Source organism: Novosphingobium sp. GV079 (assembly GCF_003058045.1).
Lineage (GTDB): Bacteria > Pseudomonadota > Alphaproteobacteria > Sphingomonadales > Sphingomonadaceae > Novosphingobium > Novosphingobium capsulatum.
Genome location: NZ_QBUE01000017.1, coordinates 57703 through 73325, shown reverse-complemented (window position 1 = coordinate 73325; position 15623 = coordinate 57703). Strand labels below are relative to the sequence as shown.

General features: G+C 67.7%; 14 protein-coding genes. 8 read left to right on the top strand and 6 right to left on the bottom strand.

Going from position 1 to position 15623, the window contains the following annotated elements; all coding sequences use genetic code 11:
- Window positions 1-4: 4 nt before the first annotated feature.
- A complete protein-coding gene (locus tag C8K14_RS18270; RefSeq protein ID WP_107718123.1) occupies window positions 5-856 on the bottom strand; it encodes a diacylglycerol kinase family protein in 852 nt (283 codons plus the stop codon).
- A 66-nt stretch (window positions 857-922) separates the two neighbouring features.
- Window positions 923-1189, bottom strand: a complete 267-nt coding sequence (locus tag C8K14_RS18265) for a hypothetical protein (RefSeq protein WP_022675922.1) — start codon at window positions 1187-1189, stop codon at window positions 923-925.
- Between the two features lie 374 nt (window positions 1190-1563).
- Here C8K14_RS18265 and C8K14_RS18260 point away from each other — a divergent pair, with 374 nt between their 5' ends.
- On the top strand, window positions 1564-1944 hold the full coding sequence (locus tag C8K14_RS18260; RefSeq protein WP_107718125.1) for a UrcA family protein: 381 nt from the start codon (window positions 1564-1566) through the stop codon (window positions 1942-1944).
- Between the two features lie 154 nt (window positions 1945-2098).
- Here the strand turns inward: C8K14_RS18260 and C8K14_RS18255 are convergent, their stop codons facing one another.
- Window positions 2099-2632 carry a helix-turn-helix domain-containing protein gene (locus C8K14_RS18255; protein WP_107718206.1) on the bottom strand — a complete coding sequence of 178 codons (534 nt, stop codon included), beginning with the start codon at window positions 2630-2632 and terminating at the stop codon, window positions 2099-2101.
- A 152-nt stretch (window positions 2633-2784) separates the two neighbouring features.
- On the opposite strand from C8K14_RS18255, the gene msrB reads away from it, so the two are divergent.
- The 3 genes from msrB to C8K14_RS18240 all read left to right on the top strand — a co-directional run bounded on the left by msrB (window position 2785) and on the right by C8K14_RS18240 (window position 5904).
- Window positions 2785-3183 carry a peptide-methionine (R)-S-oxide reductase MsrB gene (gene msrB / locus C8K14_RS18250; RefSeq protein ID WP_107718127.1) on the top strand — a complete coding sequence of 133 codons (399 nt, stop codon included), beginning with the start codon at window positions 2785-2787 and terminating at the stop codon, window positions 3181-3183.
- A gap of 206 nt (window positions 3184-3389) precedes the next feature.
- Window positions 3390-5549: a transglycosylase domain-containing protein gene (locus C8K14_RS18245; RefSeq protein WP_231627769.1), complete on the top strand. Its 2160-nt coding sequence runs from the start codon at window positions 3390-3392 to the stop codon at window positions 5547-5549.
- A gap of 109 nt (window positions 5550-5658) precedes the next feature.
- Window positions 5659-5904 (top strand): hypothetical protein, encoded by a 246-nt coding sequence (locus C8K14_RS18240; protein ID WP_022677497.1) that lies wholly within the window; start codon window positions 5659-5661, stop codon window positions 5902-5904.
- 116 nt (window positions 5905-6020) lie between these two features.
- Here the strand turns inward: C8K14_RS18240 and C8K14_RS18235 are convergent, their stop codons facing one another.
- The 3 genes from C8K14_RS18235 to hflK form a co-directional block, all read right to left on the bottom strand.
- Window positions 6021-7577 (bottom strand): Do family serine endopeptidase, encoded by a 1557-nt coding sequence (locus C8K14_RS18235; RefSeq protein WP_028658191.1) that lies wholly within the window; start codon window positions 7575-7577, stop codon window positions 6021-6023.
- Window positions 7578-7694: 117 nt separating this feature from the next.
- Complete coding sequence (gene hflC, locus C8K14_RS18230; RefSeq protein ID WP_022677495.1) at window positions 7695-8537, bottom strand: protease modulator HflC; 843 nt, start codon at window positions 8535-8537, stop codon at window positions 7695-7697.
- Entirely contained in the window at window positions 8537-9766 is a 1230-nt protein-coding gene (gene hflK, locus C8K14_RS18225) for a protease modulator HflK (protein WP_107718128.1), read from the bottom strand. Before hflK ends, hflC begins: the two co-directional genes overlap by 1 nt.
- A gap of 183 nt (window positions 9767-9949) precedes the next feature.
- Here hflK and C8K14_RS18220 point away from each other — a divergent pair, with 183 nt between their 5' ends.
- The 4 genes from C8K14_RS18220 (at window position 9950) to C8K14_RS18205 (ending at window position 15612) form a co-directional block, all read left to right on the top strand.
- Window positions 9950-10918, top strand: a complete 969-nt coding sequence (locus tag C8K14_RS18220; RefSeq protein WP_107718130.1) for an Mrp/NBP35 family ATP-binding protein — start codon at window positions 9950-9952, stop codon at window positions 10916-10918.
- Window positions 10919-10976: 58 nt separating this feature from the next.
- The gene (locus C8K14_RS18215) at window positions 10977-13265 is read left to right on the top strand and encodes a molybdopterin cofactor-binding domain-containing protein (RefSeq protein ID WP_369974066.1); all 2289 of its coding nucleotides are present in this window, start codon (window positions 10977-10979) and stop codon (window positions 13263-13265) included.
- Window positions 13265-14317: a ferrochelatase gene (gene hemH / locus C8K14_RS18210; protein WP_107718134.1), complete on the top strand. Its 1053-nt coding sequence runs from the start codon at window positions 13265-13267 to the stop codon at window positions 14315-14317. The genes C8K14_RS18215 and hemH overlap by 1 nt, the downstream gene beginning before the upstream one ends.
- Before the next feature lie 167 nt (window positions 14318-14484).
- Window positions 14485-15612, top strand: coding sequence for a cytochrome P450 (locus tag C8K14_RS18205; protein WP_107718136.1), 1128 nt, complete (start codon window positions 14485-14487; stop codon window positions 15610-15612).
- Window positions 15613-15623 lie beyond the last annotated feature (11 nt).

The window sequence follows — 15623 nt, the reverse complement described above, 5'->3', positions numbered from 1 at the left end:
CCGGTCAAGAGGTCGCGGCCGCGCTGGCGAGGAATTCGACCGGCAGAGTAACGCAGCGGAAGGTTTCGCGCGGCGCGCCATCGCGGCGTTCGCCATCGATCATCAGCGCGATGGGTTCGTCGCTGGCACAGGTCACCGCTTCGGCCTGGCCCAGTTCTTCATGCGGACCCTGACGGAAATCGCGCTTCACCAGCATCGATACGCCATGGGCGGCGAGATCGGCCCAATCCTGCGCGTCATAGCCATCAAGCGTGAGCGTGCCATCATCAGCATCGATGCGCACGGCGCGATAGCCCTCGGGCTTGCCCAAGGCGGGCTCCTCCACGCGCACGGCAGCGCCGCCGGCAGTGCTGCGCACCGCTTCGCCCAGGGCACTGGCGATGCTCGACAGGTCCATGTCGCGCACACCCTCGCGCACATCGGCCCAGGTGGCGCCGGGGCCGGCAAGGACTTCGACCAAGGCATGGCCGGCCGATGTTTCGACCGCGTGGCGGCGCATTGCGTGGAGTTCACCCCGGCCCAGCCGCGCCGCGATCGTGGGGGCATCGACATCGCCATGCAGTGACTTGGCCAGGAGATTCTGCGTGCCGCCGGGCAGGATCAGCACTTGGCCCGACCAGCCGTGCAGACGCGCAACCTGGGCATTGACCGTGCCATCGCCGGTGAAGATCGCCAGCGTGGCGACATTGGCCGCCTCCAGCGTGGCGCGGGTGGGCAGATCGTCGGCCGGGATACGCAGCACGCGCGAGGGCGCGTGGCCGCCTTCGGCCAGAGCAGCGGTGAGTGCGGCAACGGCAGCTTCGGAATTGCTGCCGCTCGCCGGATTGACGACAAGCCAGAGCGGAATGGTGGTCATGGGCAAAGGGTCCTCCCCCCGGCCAATGCGCCGGGCACCGCGCGGTTCCCCGCCATGGCCTTATGGTCAGACTCGGCCTGACAATATCATCCAGGCGGAAAAGCCGTTCATCATGCTGTAGAGGCCATAGCCGATCGCGCCCCAGGCCCAGCCCTGCGCGGCGAGCAGCATGCCCGCCACCAGCATGAGGAACTCGATCAGCAGCGAAAAGCGCTGGTTCATTGTCTTGAGCAGCGGCGGCATCTGGCGCAGCAGCGGATGGTTGCTGGCCATCACCGCGCGGTTGAGCGCGAAGTTGACGATGCCCAGGACAAAGATGACGGCCACTGCCATTGCGCCGCGATAGTGCGCCTTTCTTGCCGCGGGGCAAAGGCTTTGCTGCGCAGTGACACGCAGGTTCAGACGAATCGAGCCGGCATTGCCGTCCGCCGGCCCGCGCGGTCAAGGCGTTGGTCGGCCCAAGGGCGGAACGGTCGTGTCGTTGGCCGGTGCTGCATGGCGGTTCGTCGGGGACGAGCGGCGCTGGTCGGGATGGGGCCGTGCCTGGTCGAGCAGGGCGCGCCGGGGCGGCAGGACCGGGTTAAACCACTGACATACCGCAAGACAGACAGCCCAACGGGCCAACAGACGCCCTGCGGGATGCCATAGAAACCCGACTGATCCATTCGATCCGCGCTTTTGTTCCACCACACAAAAGGAATCGACCCATGTTTGCCACCACCACTGCCTTCCGCCCCGCCTTCCGTCCCCTGGCTCTCTCGCTTGCCGCGCTGGGCGCCGTTTCACTGGGCAGCATGCCTGCCGCCGCACAGACTACCGCCGCCGTATCGGCCGAGTCGAACGCCGACATGGGCATGACGGTGACCCGCGTGCCGGTGAAGCTGTCCGACCTCAATCTGATGACCGTGCAGGGCCGCGCCGTGGCCGATCGCCGGGTGCGCGCTGCCGCGCGGCAGGCCTGCGGCATCGGTATCGGCAAGGTCACGCTCGACCAGGCGCAGGACCAGCGCAATTGCTTCAGCGTGGCGACGCGCCAGGGCAAGGTTCAGGTTGCGCTGGCCCGCGAGCAGGTTCTCGCCGCGCGCTGAGCAGTTCGCCGCATCCATGAATTTGCGCGAACGAAACCGTTTTGGCTCCATTCATCAAACAACGTCCAGACAAGAGCTTGCCGCACGCGCAGTCCCCCGTGCGGTTGGCGGGGCAGGGTCGCCGTTTCCACCGGCGATCCTGCCCCGAATACTGTCAGGCCCGTTCCTTGGACTTTGCGGCCGGCGCTTGTTCCCCACGATCATGATCGGCGTTTTCGGCCCGTGCCGGCGCATCGATTTCTTCCCGCCGGCGCCAGGCAAGATCTGCCGGGCCAAGCGGGCGGTCATCATGCGCGCGCAGCACGATCGGCGCGATCGGCTGGCCATCGCGGGCATCACACAGCACCGGGTTGCAGGAAATGCCCGCGCCCCACTTTTCCCCCCACTGGCGCAGCGCCAGCATCGCCGGCAGCAGGTCAAAGCCCTTGGGCGTCAACCGATATTCCACGCGCCGGCGATCGTCGCAGCAGGGAATGCGGGCGAGAATGCCATGATCGACCAGCCGCGACAGGCGGTTGGACAGGATGTTGCGGGCAATGCCCAGTTGCGAGAGAAATTCCTCGAAATGCGAGATGCCGGTGAATGCGGCCCGCAGGATCATGAAGGACCAGCGCTCGCCCATCACCTCCAACGCCACGGGGAGGCTGCACTGGGCAATATCGGCCAGAGGCTCTTGCAATTTTTCCATCACGCATCGGTCATAGCGCATAATGTGGCGGAATTTAAGCGATGTGCGACAGGAAGTGGCACAACGCGACAGAGGACGCCCCAGAACGCGCGCCATCCGGTTGTTCCGCCCGCGCCCGCACCCCATATTGCGCGGTAAAGGAGATCCCATCCATGACCGACAAGCTGAACCTGACCGAGGCGGAATGGCGCGAACGCCTGAGCCCGGAGCAGTATCACGTCCTGCGCCAGGCCGGGACCGAGCGCGCGTTCACCGGCAAGTACGACAAGAACAAGGCGCGGGGCGACTATACCTGCGCGGGCTGCGGGCAACCGCTGTTCACCTCTGCCACCAAGTTTGACAGCGGCTGCGGCTGGCCCAGCTTTACCCATCCGATGGATGAAACCGCGGTGGAAGAACTGCGCGACATCTCGCACGGGATGATTCGCACCGAGGTGCGCTGCGCCCGCTGCGAAGGGCATCTGGGCCACGTGTTTCCCGATGGCCCGGCGCCCACCGGGCTGCGCTATTGCATGAACTCTGCCGCGCTCGACTTCACGCCGGAAGAATGATGCGTTAGGGAGCGAGCCGAGGCGCCGGGTTGCCTGTTTCATTAACCCTGCGTTACGGATCGCCCGTGCAAGGGCGGCCCTTGGCTCGCAATCACGGCGCGCTCCTGCGCCTTCGAGGAAACCGGTAACCACTAATGGCCAGACGGGACGTTCCGCGCCGCGGACAAGACGGCGATGACCCCGCGCAGCGCAGCCGCGCACCTTCCATGATCGGACGATGGCTGCGCCGCCTGCTGGTGTGGGGCACGGGCCTGGCGCTGCTGGTCGCGCTGGGCATTACCGGCGCGGTGTTGGTCACCGCCCGTTCGCTGCCCAGCTATGACAAGCTCAAGTCCAGCCAGGCCGGTCAGATGATCGTGGTTCGGGCCAACGATGGTTCGGAAATCGTCACGCTCGGACCCAGCTACGGCAAGTGGATTCCCTATAATCGCATCCCGCAGCCGATGAAGGATGCGCTGGTTTCGGTGGAAGACCGCCGGTTCCGCGAACACTGGGGCGTGGACCCGGTGGGCATCGTGCGCTCGTTGATGGTGCGCGCGCAAAGCGGGCACTGGCGCCAGGGCGGCTCCACCATCACGCAGCAGCTGGCGCGCAACATCTTCCTCAACAACAGCCGCACGTTCGATCGCAAGATTCGCGAGGCGATCCTGTCGCTGGCCCTGGAAAGCAAGTTTTCCAAGGACCAAATCCTCGAACTCTATCTCAACAAGGTCTATTTCGGCGGCGGCGCCTATGGCGTGGATTCGGCCGCGCGCAAGTTCTTCGGCCATTCGGGCGAGCAGCTTTCGCTGGGCGAGGCGGCGATCATCGCTGGCCTGGTGAAGGCGCCATCGCACTATTCCCCGACGGCAGACGCCCAGGCCGCGGTCGATCGCGCCAAGGTGGTGCTGGAAACCATGGTCGATGCTGGCACGCTGACCCCGGCCCAGGCGGGTGCGGTCGATCTCAAGGCCGTGCATCTCGCCGCCGAGCAGGGCCAGAATTCGGCCCGCTATTTCACCGATTGGGTGCTGCCGCAGCTTGACGTGCTGGTGCCCGATAATGACCAGCCGATCGAGGTGTGGACCACGCTCGATCCCGTGGCGCAGCGCGCCGCCACCGATGCCATCAGCTCGCAAGTGCCCAAGGGCGCGCAGGGCGCGATGGTCAGCGTCGACCGCGATGGTGCGGTCCTGGCGATGGTGGGCGGCACCGACTATGTCACCTCGAACTACAACCGCGCCACCAATGCCGTGCGTCAGCCCGGTTCGGCGTGGAAGCTGTTCGTTTATCTCGCGGCGCTGGAGCGGGGCTATCGCCCCGAAGACCGCGTAGTGGACGAGCCGGTGACGATCGACGGGTGGAGTCCGCGCAATTCGGGCGGCAGCTATGCCGGCCAGATCGACGTGCGCACCGCCTTTGCCTATTCCAAGAACACCGTGGCGGCGCAGCTGGGCAACGAAGTGGGCTTTAGCGCCGTGGCCAACATGGCCCGCCGCTTTGGCATCACCACGCCGATCAACACGATGCCTTCGATGGTGCTGGGCACCAGCGACGTGCGCGTGATCGACATGGTGCGCGCCTTCGCCTCGGTCGAGGCGAAGGGCCGGCTGGTGACGCCCTATGGCATCCGCAAGGTGACCACCACCGACGGCGAAGTGCTCTACAGCCACCGTCCCGATGCGCAGCAGCAGCTGGTGCCCGATTACGTGGCGGCAGAGATCACCGATCTGTTGCAGACGGCGGTGAACATCGGCACGGGCCGCGCGGCGCAGATCGGCCGCCCCGTGGCGGGCAAGACCGGCACCACCAGTTCCAACAAGGATGGCTGGTTCCTGGGCTTTTCCAGCGGGATCACCACGGGCGTGTGGATGGGCCGCGACGATGCCCACCCCGTTCCCGGCCTGCAGGGTGGCACTGCCCCGGCGCGCGCCTTTGCCGCCTATATGCGCGTGGCCACGGCCAAGCGCCCGGTCGAGCAGTTCGACAACCAGCTCAAGCTGCCCGAATGGCAGCTGGAGCCCGATGACGAGGCGATGCTCAACAACCCCAACGACTATTACTATACCGACGAAAACGGCAATACGGTCAACGGCCAGCAGGGCGATGGGCTGGAAGGCGGCCAGAGCGGCGCTCCCAACGGCGGGCCGCAGGGCCGCACGCCCGACGATGCCATTCCGGTGGACCAGGATGGCCTGGGCACCGGCCCGGCAGCGCCGGCGCGCCAAGGCCCGCGCAATGCGCCAGCGGCGGCAAGTGACGATCTGCTTGATCGCGCCACTGGCCGCACCCGCCAGACGCCCAGGCCAGCCCAGCCGGCAGTGCCCCGGCCGCCGGCCACCAAGCCGCCGCCAGACCGTCGGGCCCAGGATTGGCAGGGCTATTGAAACCTGTGACAGCATGAAAATGCCACCGGGGCGCGAACCATTCGCGCCCCGGTTCGTTTGTGCCCCATGATCGGCGGCCTTGCTGGCTGCCGCAGATGGAGGTTGAGCGATGAGCATATTTCATTGGGCCGCCGCCGCAGTGGCGGGCTACGTCATCTATCGCAGTGTCCGCAACAAGGACGGCGAGAGCGCCGCGCCGGCCGCCTTTGCCCATGGCGAAACGCCGGGCGACAATTTTGCCAAGGTGCGCTCTGCCGGGGTGGAGGGCATGCGCTCTGATCCGCCCAAGTGGGACAAGCAGGACCAGGTGGTGGACGAAAGCTTCCCGGCCAGCGACCCGGCAGCCAACTATTGATGGCTTGCTGACGGCAGGGTGAGGGCGCCCGGCGCGCCCCACTCTTCCCATACAAAAAGGCCGGCATCCCGCGTGGGGATGCCGGCCTTTTTATGCTTGCCTAAGCGGCCTGGCTATCAGCGCAGGCGGATCGGCAGATAGATCGCCGGCTGGCCGGCGCGCTGCACGCGCAGGAGCACGGCCTCGCGGTTTTCGGCCTTGGCCTGGCGCACCACGGCTTCCAGATCGGCGACGGTCGCAAGCATGCGATAGTTGGCCGAGAGGATGATGTCGCGGCGCTGCAGGCCCTTGGCCCCAGCGTCAGACGAGCTGTCCACCCCGGTGACGACAACGCCTCGCGTGTCTTCGCTCACGCCCAGCTGACGGGCGATCTGCGGGGTCAGCGGCACGGCACCGATACCCAGCGACTTTTGCAGCGCGCCCGTTGCCTGGGCCTGCTTCTGCTGCTGCTGGCCATCGCTGTTGTCGCCCAGGCCGTTGTCGTCCTGCTGGTCCTGGTCGAAGCTCTGGTTGGCGAGCTCTTCCTCGGTCGGGCGCTTGCCGACCACGGCATTGACGGTCATCGGCTTGCCGTTGCGCACCAGGTCGATCGCCACGGTCTTGCCCGGGGCGGTGTTGGCAACGATGAACGACAGCGTCTGGTCGGGCTTGACTTCCTTGCCATCGACGCGGGTGACCACGTCGCCCGCCTGGATGCCGGCCTTGGCCGCGCCAGCGCCCGGTTCGACCGATTGGATGAATTCGCCACGGTTCTTGGGCAGGCCCAGCGAGGCGGCAAGATCATCGTTGATCGGCTGGATGCGCACGCCGAGATAGCCACGCTCGATCGCCTGGCCGTTCTTGAGCTTTTCCACGATCGGCGCGGCGATTTCGGCGGGAATGGCAAAGCCGATCCCGACGCTGCCGCCGGTGGGCGAATAGATCGCGTTGTTGATGCCGATCACGTTGCCGGCCATGTCGAACATCGGGCCGCCCGAGTTGCCGCGGTTGATCGAGGCGTCGGTCTGGAGATAGCGGTCATAGGCGCTGCCCGAGCCGGTGGCGCGATAGACGGCCGAGATGATCCCCTGCGTCACCGTGCCGCCCAGGCCAAACGGGTTGCCGATGGCGATGACCCAGTCGCCCACGCGGGCCTTGCGCGAATCCCCGAACTTGACGAACGGGAACGGCTTGTTGCCGGTGATCTTGAGCACGGCGAGATCGGAGGCGGCATCCTTGCCAACCAGCTTGGCGGGATATTCGGTGCCATCGGGCGTGGTGACCGAGATGGATTCCACCTCACCCTGGCCGTCGGCGGTGATCACGTGGTTGTTGGTGACCACATAGCCATCGGCCGAGATGATGAAGCCCGAACCGAGCGACTGCGCCTCGCGCGTGCTGCCGCCACCCTGGCCGCCCTGGCCACCGCCGAACAGATCGCCAAACGGCGTGCCGGCAAAGGGGTTGTTGTTCTGGACCTTGACCCGCTGGCGCGTGGAGATGTTGACCACGGCGGGCTGGAGCTGGGCCGTCAGATCGGCGAAGCTGGACGGCGCACCCTGGCGGGGGGTGATCGCCTGAATCTGCGAACTGTCATTCTGCGCTACCTGGGCGCCGGCCGGAAAGCCCGTTGCCAGCGTGAGCGCGCTGCCGGCGAGAAGCAGTGCCGTAGTCACTCCATAAGCGTATCGCACGAGGGTTGATCCTTTATTCGCTTGTTGCTTGACGCGGCGTGAGGGAAAACCGCGCCCGATCCGGGAGCCGTTTCACGCTTCGTCGCATGAACGGACTTTGAATGGAACAGGTTCCGATCAGTCGCCCTTGAAACGCTTCAGATAGCGGTTGTCGGGCGAAAGGATGATGCTGGTATTGCTGCCTTTCTGGGTGAAAGTGTAGTCATAGCTCTGCATGGCACGGTAAAAGTCATAGAATTCAGGATCCTTGCCAAAGCTGGCCGCATAAATACGGGCTGCTTCCGCTTCGGCCTGGGCGCGAATGATCTGCGCATTCTTTTGGCCTTGGGCGGCAATCGTGGCCGCTTCCTGCGCGCGCGCGGTCGCCATGCGGGCAAAGGCGGATTCCAGCGGCGTACCATCGGGCAGGTCGGCCCGCTTGATCCGCACGTCGATCACCTGGGCGCCATATTCGCGCGCCTCGCGATCGAGCCCCTCGCGGATGCGGGCCATGGCCTGGCCGCGTTCGGGGGTGAGCAGCGAAGCAAACGTGCGCTTGCCCAGTTCCTGGCGCAGCACCGAATTGAGGATCGGCTGCAGTTGCTGTGCCACGCGGTCCACCGTGCCGGCGGTTTCATACATCTTGATCGGATCGATCACGCGAAAGCGGGCATAGGCATCCACTTCCAGCCGGCGCTGATCGAGCGAGGTGACCTGCTGGCGTTCCATATCGACATCGAGCACGCGGCGATCGATGCGCACCGCCTGTTCAAGGAACGGAATGCGCCAGACCAGGCCGGCCCCGGTGCGGCCAAAATCGGCATTGGGGGCATAGCGGTTGATCACGCGGACCGGCTGGCCCAGGCGCACGATCACCACTTGTTCGGTTTCCGGCACGGCGATCACGCACATCATGACCAGCACCGCCAGCGCGACCAGCCCGGCGACGATGCGCTGGTTGAGCGAGATAAACGGCTGCATCAGCGTTGCCCCCCCTGGCGGTTGTCATCGGGCGGCGGCGGAGACTGGCGCAAGGCGGGAAGCGGCAGATAGGGCACCGTACCGGGCGCTTCCACGATCACCTTGTCGGTCTGGCCCAGAACGCGCTCCATCGTTTCATAATACATGCGCCGCTTGGTCACTTCCGGGGCCAGCTTGTACTGTTCATAGACCTTGTCGAACGCGGCAGCTTCGCCCTGGGCGGCGGCCAGCTTCTTTTGCGCCCAGCCTTGTGCCTCGTTCACATCGCCCTGGGCCTTTTGCTGGGCGGCGAGCACTTCCTTGAACGCGTCGACGACCTTTGCCGGCGGATCGATCTTGGTGATTTCCACGCCTTGGATCTTGACCCCGGAGCGATAGGCATCGAGCACGCGCTGCATCTTGTCGCGAACGCTCTGCTCGATCGTGGCGCGGCCGGTGCCCATGGCATCGTTGAAGTTCACTTCGGCGATGGCGGCGCGCATCGATGCCTCGGCCACTTCGCGCACGGTCTGGTCAGGGTCGGCCAGCTGGAAGGTATAGAGCTTGAGATCCTTGATGTTCCAGCGCACCAGATAGTTGAGGTTGACCAGGTTCTGGTCGCCGGTGAGCATCAGGCGCTCGCCATCGCCTTCGGGAATGGTTTCACGCTGGATCGAGGTAACATCGCGCGTATCGACCGACTGGATCGGCCAGGGCAGGGTGAACGAGACGCCAGGGCCAAGCGTGCGCGAATAGGAGCCGAAGGTGGTGACCACGCCCTGCTCCTGCGGGGCAAGGCGGTGCATACTCGATCCGCCCAGCCAGAGCAGGACGACGGCGGCAATGCCGATCGGCCACCACGATTTGCCATCGGGCCGCTGCGGCAGGCGCAGGTTGGGGCCACGGCCGCCGAGCAGCGGGCCGGTCGGGCCGCCATTGCCGCCACGGCCGCCGCCGTTTCTCCCGCCGTTGCCGCCACCTTTGCCGGCGCGGGCCCGAAAGATGTCTTCGATGCTGGGCGGACGGCGCGGGTCTCCGGCTGGTGGCAGCCAGGGATTGCGCGGGGCATCTCCGCCAGGGGCCTTGCTGCCTGTGCCCTTTGCCGGCTTGGCCTTGTCATCGTTGGGCGTGTCGCTGCTGGCGCCTGGCGAGCCGGGTTCTGCGTTGCTGTCCGCAGCGCCCGGTTCCTGGCCGGGCTCGCTGCCGCCGGGTTCGTTGCCCGCGCCCCATGGGCTTTTGCGGTCCGTCATGACCGGGATTCCGAAAAGGGCGCGAGGGGGCGCAAGGCCAGTCCACGAAAAGCAGTCATGACCAGTCTTATAGGAAGGGATCGCGTGAAAAACAGTGTCTCGTTCCCAAAATTCGTCTGCTAGGGGGCAATAGCACGCCCGCAGTTTGCCGGGACAGATGCGCCAAGGAACAGGAATCAAGCAGTGACGATCGATGAAGCGGCCGTGCGCCAGGCCATTGCCGATGCCGTGGGTGGCGAAAGGCTTCAGGTGGTGCGGGTGACCGGCACGAGCGCGACGGCAGTGATCGATGCCGGCGGGCTGGACAGCGCCGCGCGCGCCGCACTGGAACAGGCGGCCAAGGCGGCAGGCGAGGCTGCCGGGCTGGACGAGGTGCGCGTGGCGCTGACTGCCGAAAAGCGCAGCCGGCGCATTCTCGCGGTGGGTTCGGGCAAGGGTGGCGTGGGCAAGTCCACGCTGTCGGCCAACCTGGCCGTGGCGCTTGCGCGGCTGGGGCGCAAGGTCGGCCTGGTCGATGCTGATATCTATGGCCCATCGCAGCCACGCCTGCTCGGCACCGAAGGGCGCAAGCCCGAGGCGCGCGACAAGACGATGATCCCGATCCCCAGCCCGTGGGGCGTGCCGATGCTGTCGATGGGGCATCTGGTGCAGCCGGGGCAGGCGATTGCCTGGCGTGGGCCGATGGCTGGCAGCGCGCTGGGCCAGCTGATCGAGGCCGATTGGGGCGATACCGAAATCCTGGTGGTCGATCTGCCGCCCGGCACGGGCGATATCCAGTTGACCATGCTGCAGAAATACAAGCCGGCCGGGGCGGTGATCGTATCCACCCCGCAAGACCTGGCCTTGATCGACGCGACCCGCGCGATCGGGCTGTTCGACCAAGGCAAAGTACCCGTGCTGGGCCTGGTCGAGAACATGGCCGGATATCTGTGCCCGCATTGCGGCCAGGTGAGCGATCCGTTTGGCCATGGCGGCGCGGAAGTGACCGCGCGCGAACTGGGCCTGCCGTTCCTGGGCCGGGTGCCGCTCGATATCGCGATCCGCCAGAAGAGCGATGCGGGTGAGCCGCCGGCCGCCGGCGAAGGACCGCAGGCGCAGGCGTTCATGGGGCTGGCGCGCGCCGTGCTGGCGGCGCTGGACCAGACGGCCTGATCGGCCCGCAATGGCCCTGCCGCCGGCCCTTAACAGGCTGAAACCGACGCGACGCGGCGTGTTGATCGGTGCCGGGGCAGGGGGCGCCTTGATCGCCGCCTTTGCCCTGGTGCCGCGCCACTATGCCGCACCGCTGGTGGCCGGCAAGGGCGAGCGGGTGGCCAATGCGTTCCTCAAGCTGGCGCGTGATGGCACGCTGACCGTGGCCGTGCCGGCCTGCGAGATGGGCCAGGGCGTGACCACGCTGCTGGCACAGATCGTGGCGGTGGAACTGGGCGCCGATTGGGCGCAGGTGGCGGTAGAACCGGCGCCGCTCAGCCCCGCCTATGCCGATGCCGTGCTGGCGGCGCACTGGGCGCCGCTGTGGCTGCCTACCTGGCTGCCGATCCTGCCCGATATGATGGCCGATCCCGCCAATGGCCTGACCCGCCTCAAGGCCGAGCGCGGGCCGATGATGCTGACTGTGGCGGGCACCGGCTTGGCCATGTTCGAACAACCCCTGCGCGAGGCGGCGGCGGCGCTGCGCGCGCAGCTGATCGCGGCGGCGGCGGCCCAGTGGGGCGTGGCTGCCGATAGCCTCGATACGCGCGGCCATGCCGTGATCGAGCGGCGTGCCGACCAGCAGGGCCGGCGCCTGCCCTTTGCCCGGCTGATCGATGCCGCGCTCGATCGCGATCCACCCCACGATGCGCCGCTGCGCGCCAGCCCGGCGCAAGAGGCGCCGGCGCGGTTCCCCGCCGGCAGTCGCCCGGCCTTTCCCCGGCTCGACCTGCCGGCCAAGGTCGATGGCAGCTTTGTCTTTGCTGCCGACGTGCGCCTGCCCGGCATGGTTCACGCCGCCATCGCGCATGGGCCGCAGGGCGATTGCGTGCTGTCTTCGTGGGATGCCCAGGCTGCGGCGCGGGTGCCGGGGTGCCTCGGCGTGGTTCATGCCAAGGGCTGGCTCGCCGCCATCGGGGTCACCTGGCACGCTGCCGATCGCGCCGTGGCGGCGATGGAGCCACGTTTTCGGCCGCGCGGCCCGGTCGCTGATAGCAATGCCATCGATGCCGCGCTCGATCGGGGGCTGGCCAAGGGCAAGCCAGTGCGCCTGTGGGGGCAGGGCGATCCCACCGCGCTGCTGGAAAAGCCCAGCCTGTCTGCCCGCTATGACATCGAGGTGGCGCTCCATGCGCCGCTGGAGCCGGCCACCTGCACCGCGCGGCTGGAGCATGGCCGGCTGGAACTGTGGCTCGCGACCCAGGCGCCCGAGGCGGCGCGGCGCGAAGGGGCGCGGGCGGCCGGTCTGTCTGAGGCAGACGTGGTGGTCTATCCCATGGCGGCGGGCGGCAGTTTCGATGCGCGGCTCGATGCCCGAATCGCCGGCGAGGCGGCGGCCCTGGCGCGGGCCACGGGCAAGCCGGTGCAACTGACCTGGTCGCGCTGGCAGGAATCGCTCGCCGGGCTGCCGCGCGCGCCGGTTGCCGCGCTGCTGGAAGCGGGGATGAGCCCCGACAAGCAACAGTTGCTGGGCTGGCGCAGCCGCATTGCCACGCCAGCCTCCATGCGCGAGACGGCAGCGCGCGTGCTCGACGGCGAAGGGCCGCAAAGCGCGCGGCGTTGGCAGGGCAGCGCCGATCCGCTGGCCCTGGAAGGGGCCATGCCGTCCTATGCCATTCCCGAATGCGCGGTGCAGCATGTGCCGGTGGCGCTGCCGCTGGCCACAGCGCGGATGCGTGGCGGCGGCGCGGCCATTACCGCGTTCCTGACCGAAAGCTTCATCGACGAATGTGCCCATTTTGGCGGTAGCGAGCCGCTGGCTTTCCGCATGGCCATGCTGGGCGGGCAGCCGCGCCTGGCCGCCTGCCTGCAGGGCGTGGCGCATCTGGCGATGTGGGGTGGCGGGGCCGATGCCCCGGGCCAGGGCATTGCCTGCCATGCGCTGACGCTGGCCGCGCCGGAAGGGCCGCGCCACGGCTATATCGCCGTGGTCGCCACCGCGCGGCAGGTGGATGGCGCGATCCGGGTGGAAGCCTTGAGCGCATGCGTCGATATCGGCCGGGTGATCAATACCGACCTGGCGCGCCAGCAGATCGAGGGCGGCCTGTTTTTTGGCCTCGGCCTGGCGGTGGGCGGCAGCACCGGCTATGCCGCCGGGCGGCCGCTGGCGGGGCATTTTAGCCAGTTGGGCTTGCCGCTGCTGGCCGATTGCCCCAAGGTCGAGATTGTCTTTGTCGAGAGCAGCGCCCAGCCGTTCGACCCCGGCGAACTGGGGGTGGTGGCGGTGGCGCCGGCCATCGCCAATGCGCTGTTTTCCGCAACCGGGCTGCGGTTGCGCCGCCTCCCCCTCCTGTCTGAAGGCGTTTGATGACCCCTGCTGCCCCAATCCATGCCTGCCCCGCCCATCTTCCGGCCGATCATCCGCCGGTGGCCACCGGGCGTATCGGGGTGCTGCTGGTGAACCTGGGGACGCCGGACGCACCCGATACGGCCTCGGTACGGCGCTATCTCAAGGAATTCCTGTCGGACAAGCGCGTGGTGGAAATCCCCGCGCTGCTGTGGCAGCCGATCCTGCGCGGGATCATCCTGCGCACGCGGCCCAAGAAATCGGCCCATGCCTATGCCCAGGTCTGGGGCCCGGAAGGATCGCCACTGGCCGCGATCACCGCTGGCCAGGCGCGCGCGCTACAGGCGCGGCTGGGCGACGGCGTGATCGTGCGCCATGCCATGCGCTATCAAAGCCCGGCCATGGCCACGCAGCTCGATGCGCTGCTGGCTGCCGGGTGCGAACGCATCCTGGTGGCGCCGCTCTATCCGCACTATTCCGGCGCCACCACGGCCAGCGCGCTCGATGCCCTGGCCGACTGGATCAAGCAGCGCCGCCGCCTGCCGGCGCTGCGCACGCTGCCGCCCTATCACGATGATGACGTGGCGATTGCCGCGCTGCATGCCGACATGGTGCGCCAGATCGCCACGCTGGCGTTCGTGCCCGATGTGCTGCTGCTGAGCTATCACGGCATGCCCGAGCGCACGCTGCACCTGGGCGATCCCTATCACTGCCACTGCCGCAAGACCTCGCGCCTGCTGGCGGATGCCTTTGCCCAGAGCCATCCTGGCATGGCGGTGATGATCAGCTTCCAGTCGCGCTTTGGCCGGGCCAAGTGGCTGGAGCCGGCAACCGATACCACGCTGGTGGAACTGGCCACGGGCGGCACCCGCAAGGTGGCGATCGCGGCGCCGGGCTTTTCCGCCGATTGCCTGGAAACGCTCGAAGAACTGGCGCTGCGCGGGAAAGAGGATTTCCTGGCCGCCGGCGGCACCGATTTTGCGGCGCTCACCTGCCTCAATACCTCGCAACACGGCATGGACCTGCTCGAAGCCCTGGTGCGGCGCGAACTGGCTGGCTGGATCGCCGTGTAGGCGTAAGCTGGCCGTGCGCGCCAGCCCGCCGCTGCGGGCGATTTGACACGCCCGCCAGACATGGCATGTTCCCATCCAGCCGTGCTGCAACGCCGAAACGGGGGTTTCGGGGGCAGCGCGGGTGAACGGGCCAGAACCGGCAACAGGTTCGGCCCGATGGAGAGAGCATGCTGACATCGGCGATTCCTGCACAAGCCCATGATTCCCCTGCCGTGCCGCTGCCCGTGGCGGGCGCTGATCCGACACTGGCCGCGCCACCGCTTGAGCCTGACATTCCGGTAAGCCGCGTGACGGCCTGGCAAGATGACGCGGCCCTGCTGCTGCGCGAGCGTGCCAACCTGGGGCCGGTGTTTCGCCGGGGCGAGCGGGTGATCCTGCTTGATGCGGCGCACAACCACCTGGTGCTTGCCGATGATGGCACGCGGTTCGTGCCACTGGCGCGCCAAGCCGATCTGCCAGTTGACTTGGCAGTGCTGGAGCGCGCGCTGGGGACGGAGCTGGGCCGCTGGCGCGCTGGCACGGTGCGGTTTCAGTCGGCCATGGCGATGACCCTGGCGCGTGCGCTGGTGCCGGCTGTCACGGGCCTGGCCTATGGTTCCGGCCCGGCCGAGCGGCTGGCCAATGCGCTGGGCACGCTCGACGATGGGCGTAGCCTGCTGCGCCGGGCCATGCCGCGCGGCCTGCCGTCCTCGCCCATGGGTGCGCGCAAGGCACTGGCCCAGGGCTTGCACCAGGCCGGCTGCACCGCGCCCGGGCTGCTCGATGCCGTGCAGGCCAGCCATGCCACGGCGCTGCGCGTGCTGGGCACCCTGGTGCGCCATCTGGCCGACACGCCGGACTGGCAGGACACCCTGCGCGCCGAAGTGCGCAGCGCCTATCGCCCCGCAGCGGGCACCGGCGCAGCGCCCGAACCGCTGGAACTGGTGGACATGGCCACGAACGAGGCGCTGCGCCTGATGCCCGGATCACTGCTGGTGGAGCGCCGGGTGGCAGCAGATGTCATGGTAGGCGAGCACCGGCTGGAGGCCGGCACGCTGGTGGCGATCAGCCCGGCGCTGACCCACGCCGATCCGGCGCTGTGGCCCGAGCCGCAGCGATTCGATCCGCTGCGCTTTGCCGCACCCCGCGCCGCAGCACGCGCGCCCGGGGCCTGGATCGCGCAAGAAACGCTGCCTGGCGGCGCCGGGCCGGCGGTCTTGGCGGCGGCGCGGCTGGGCATTGCCCATCTGCTCGATCGCTTTGTCCTGGCCCCGGCGGGCGAGGGCGGCAAGGTCTTGCTGCGCCATGCGGATTGAGGTGGAGGGGC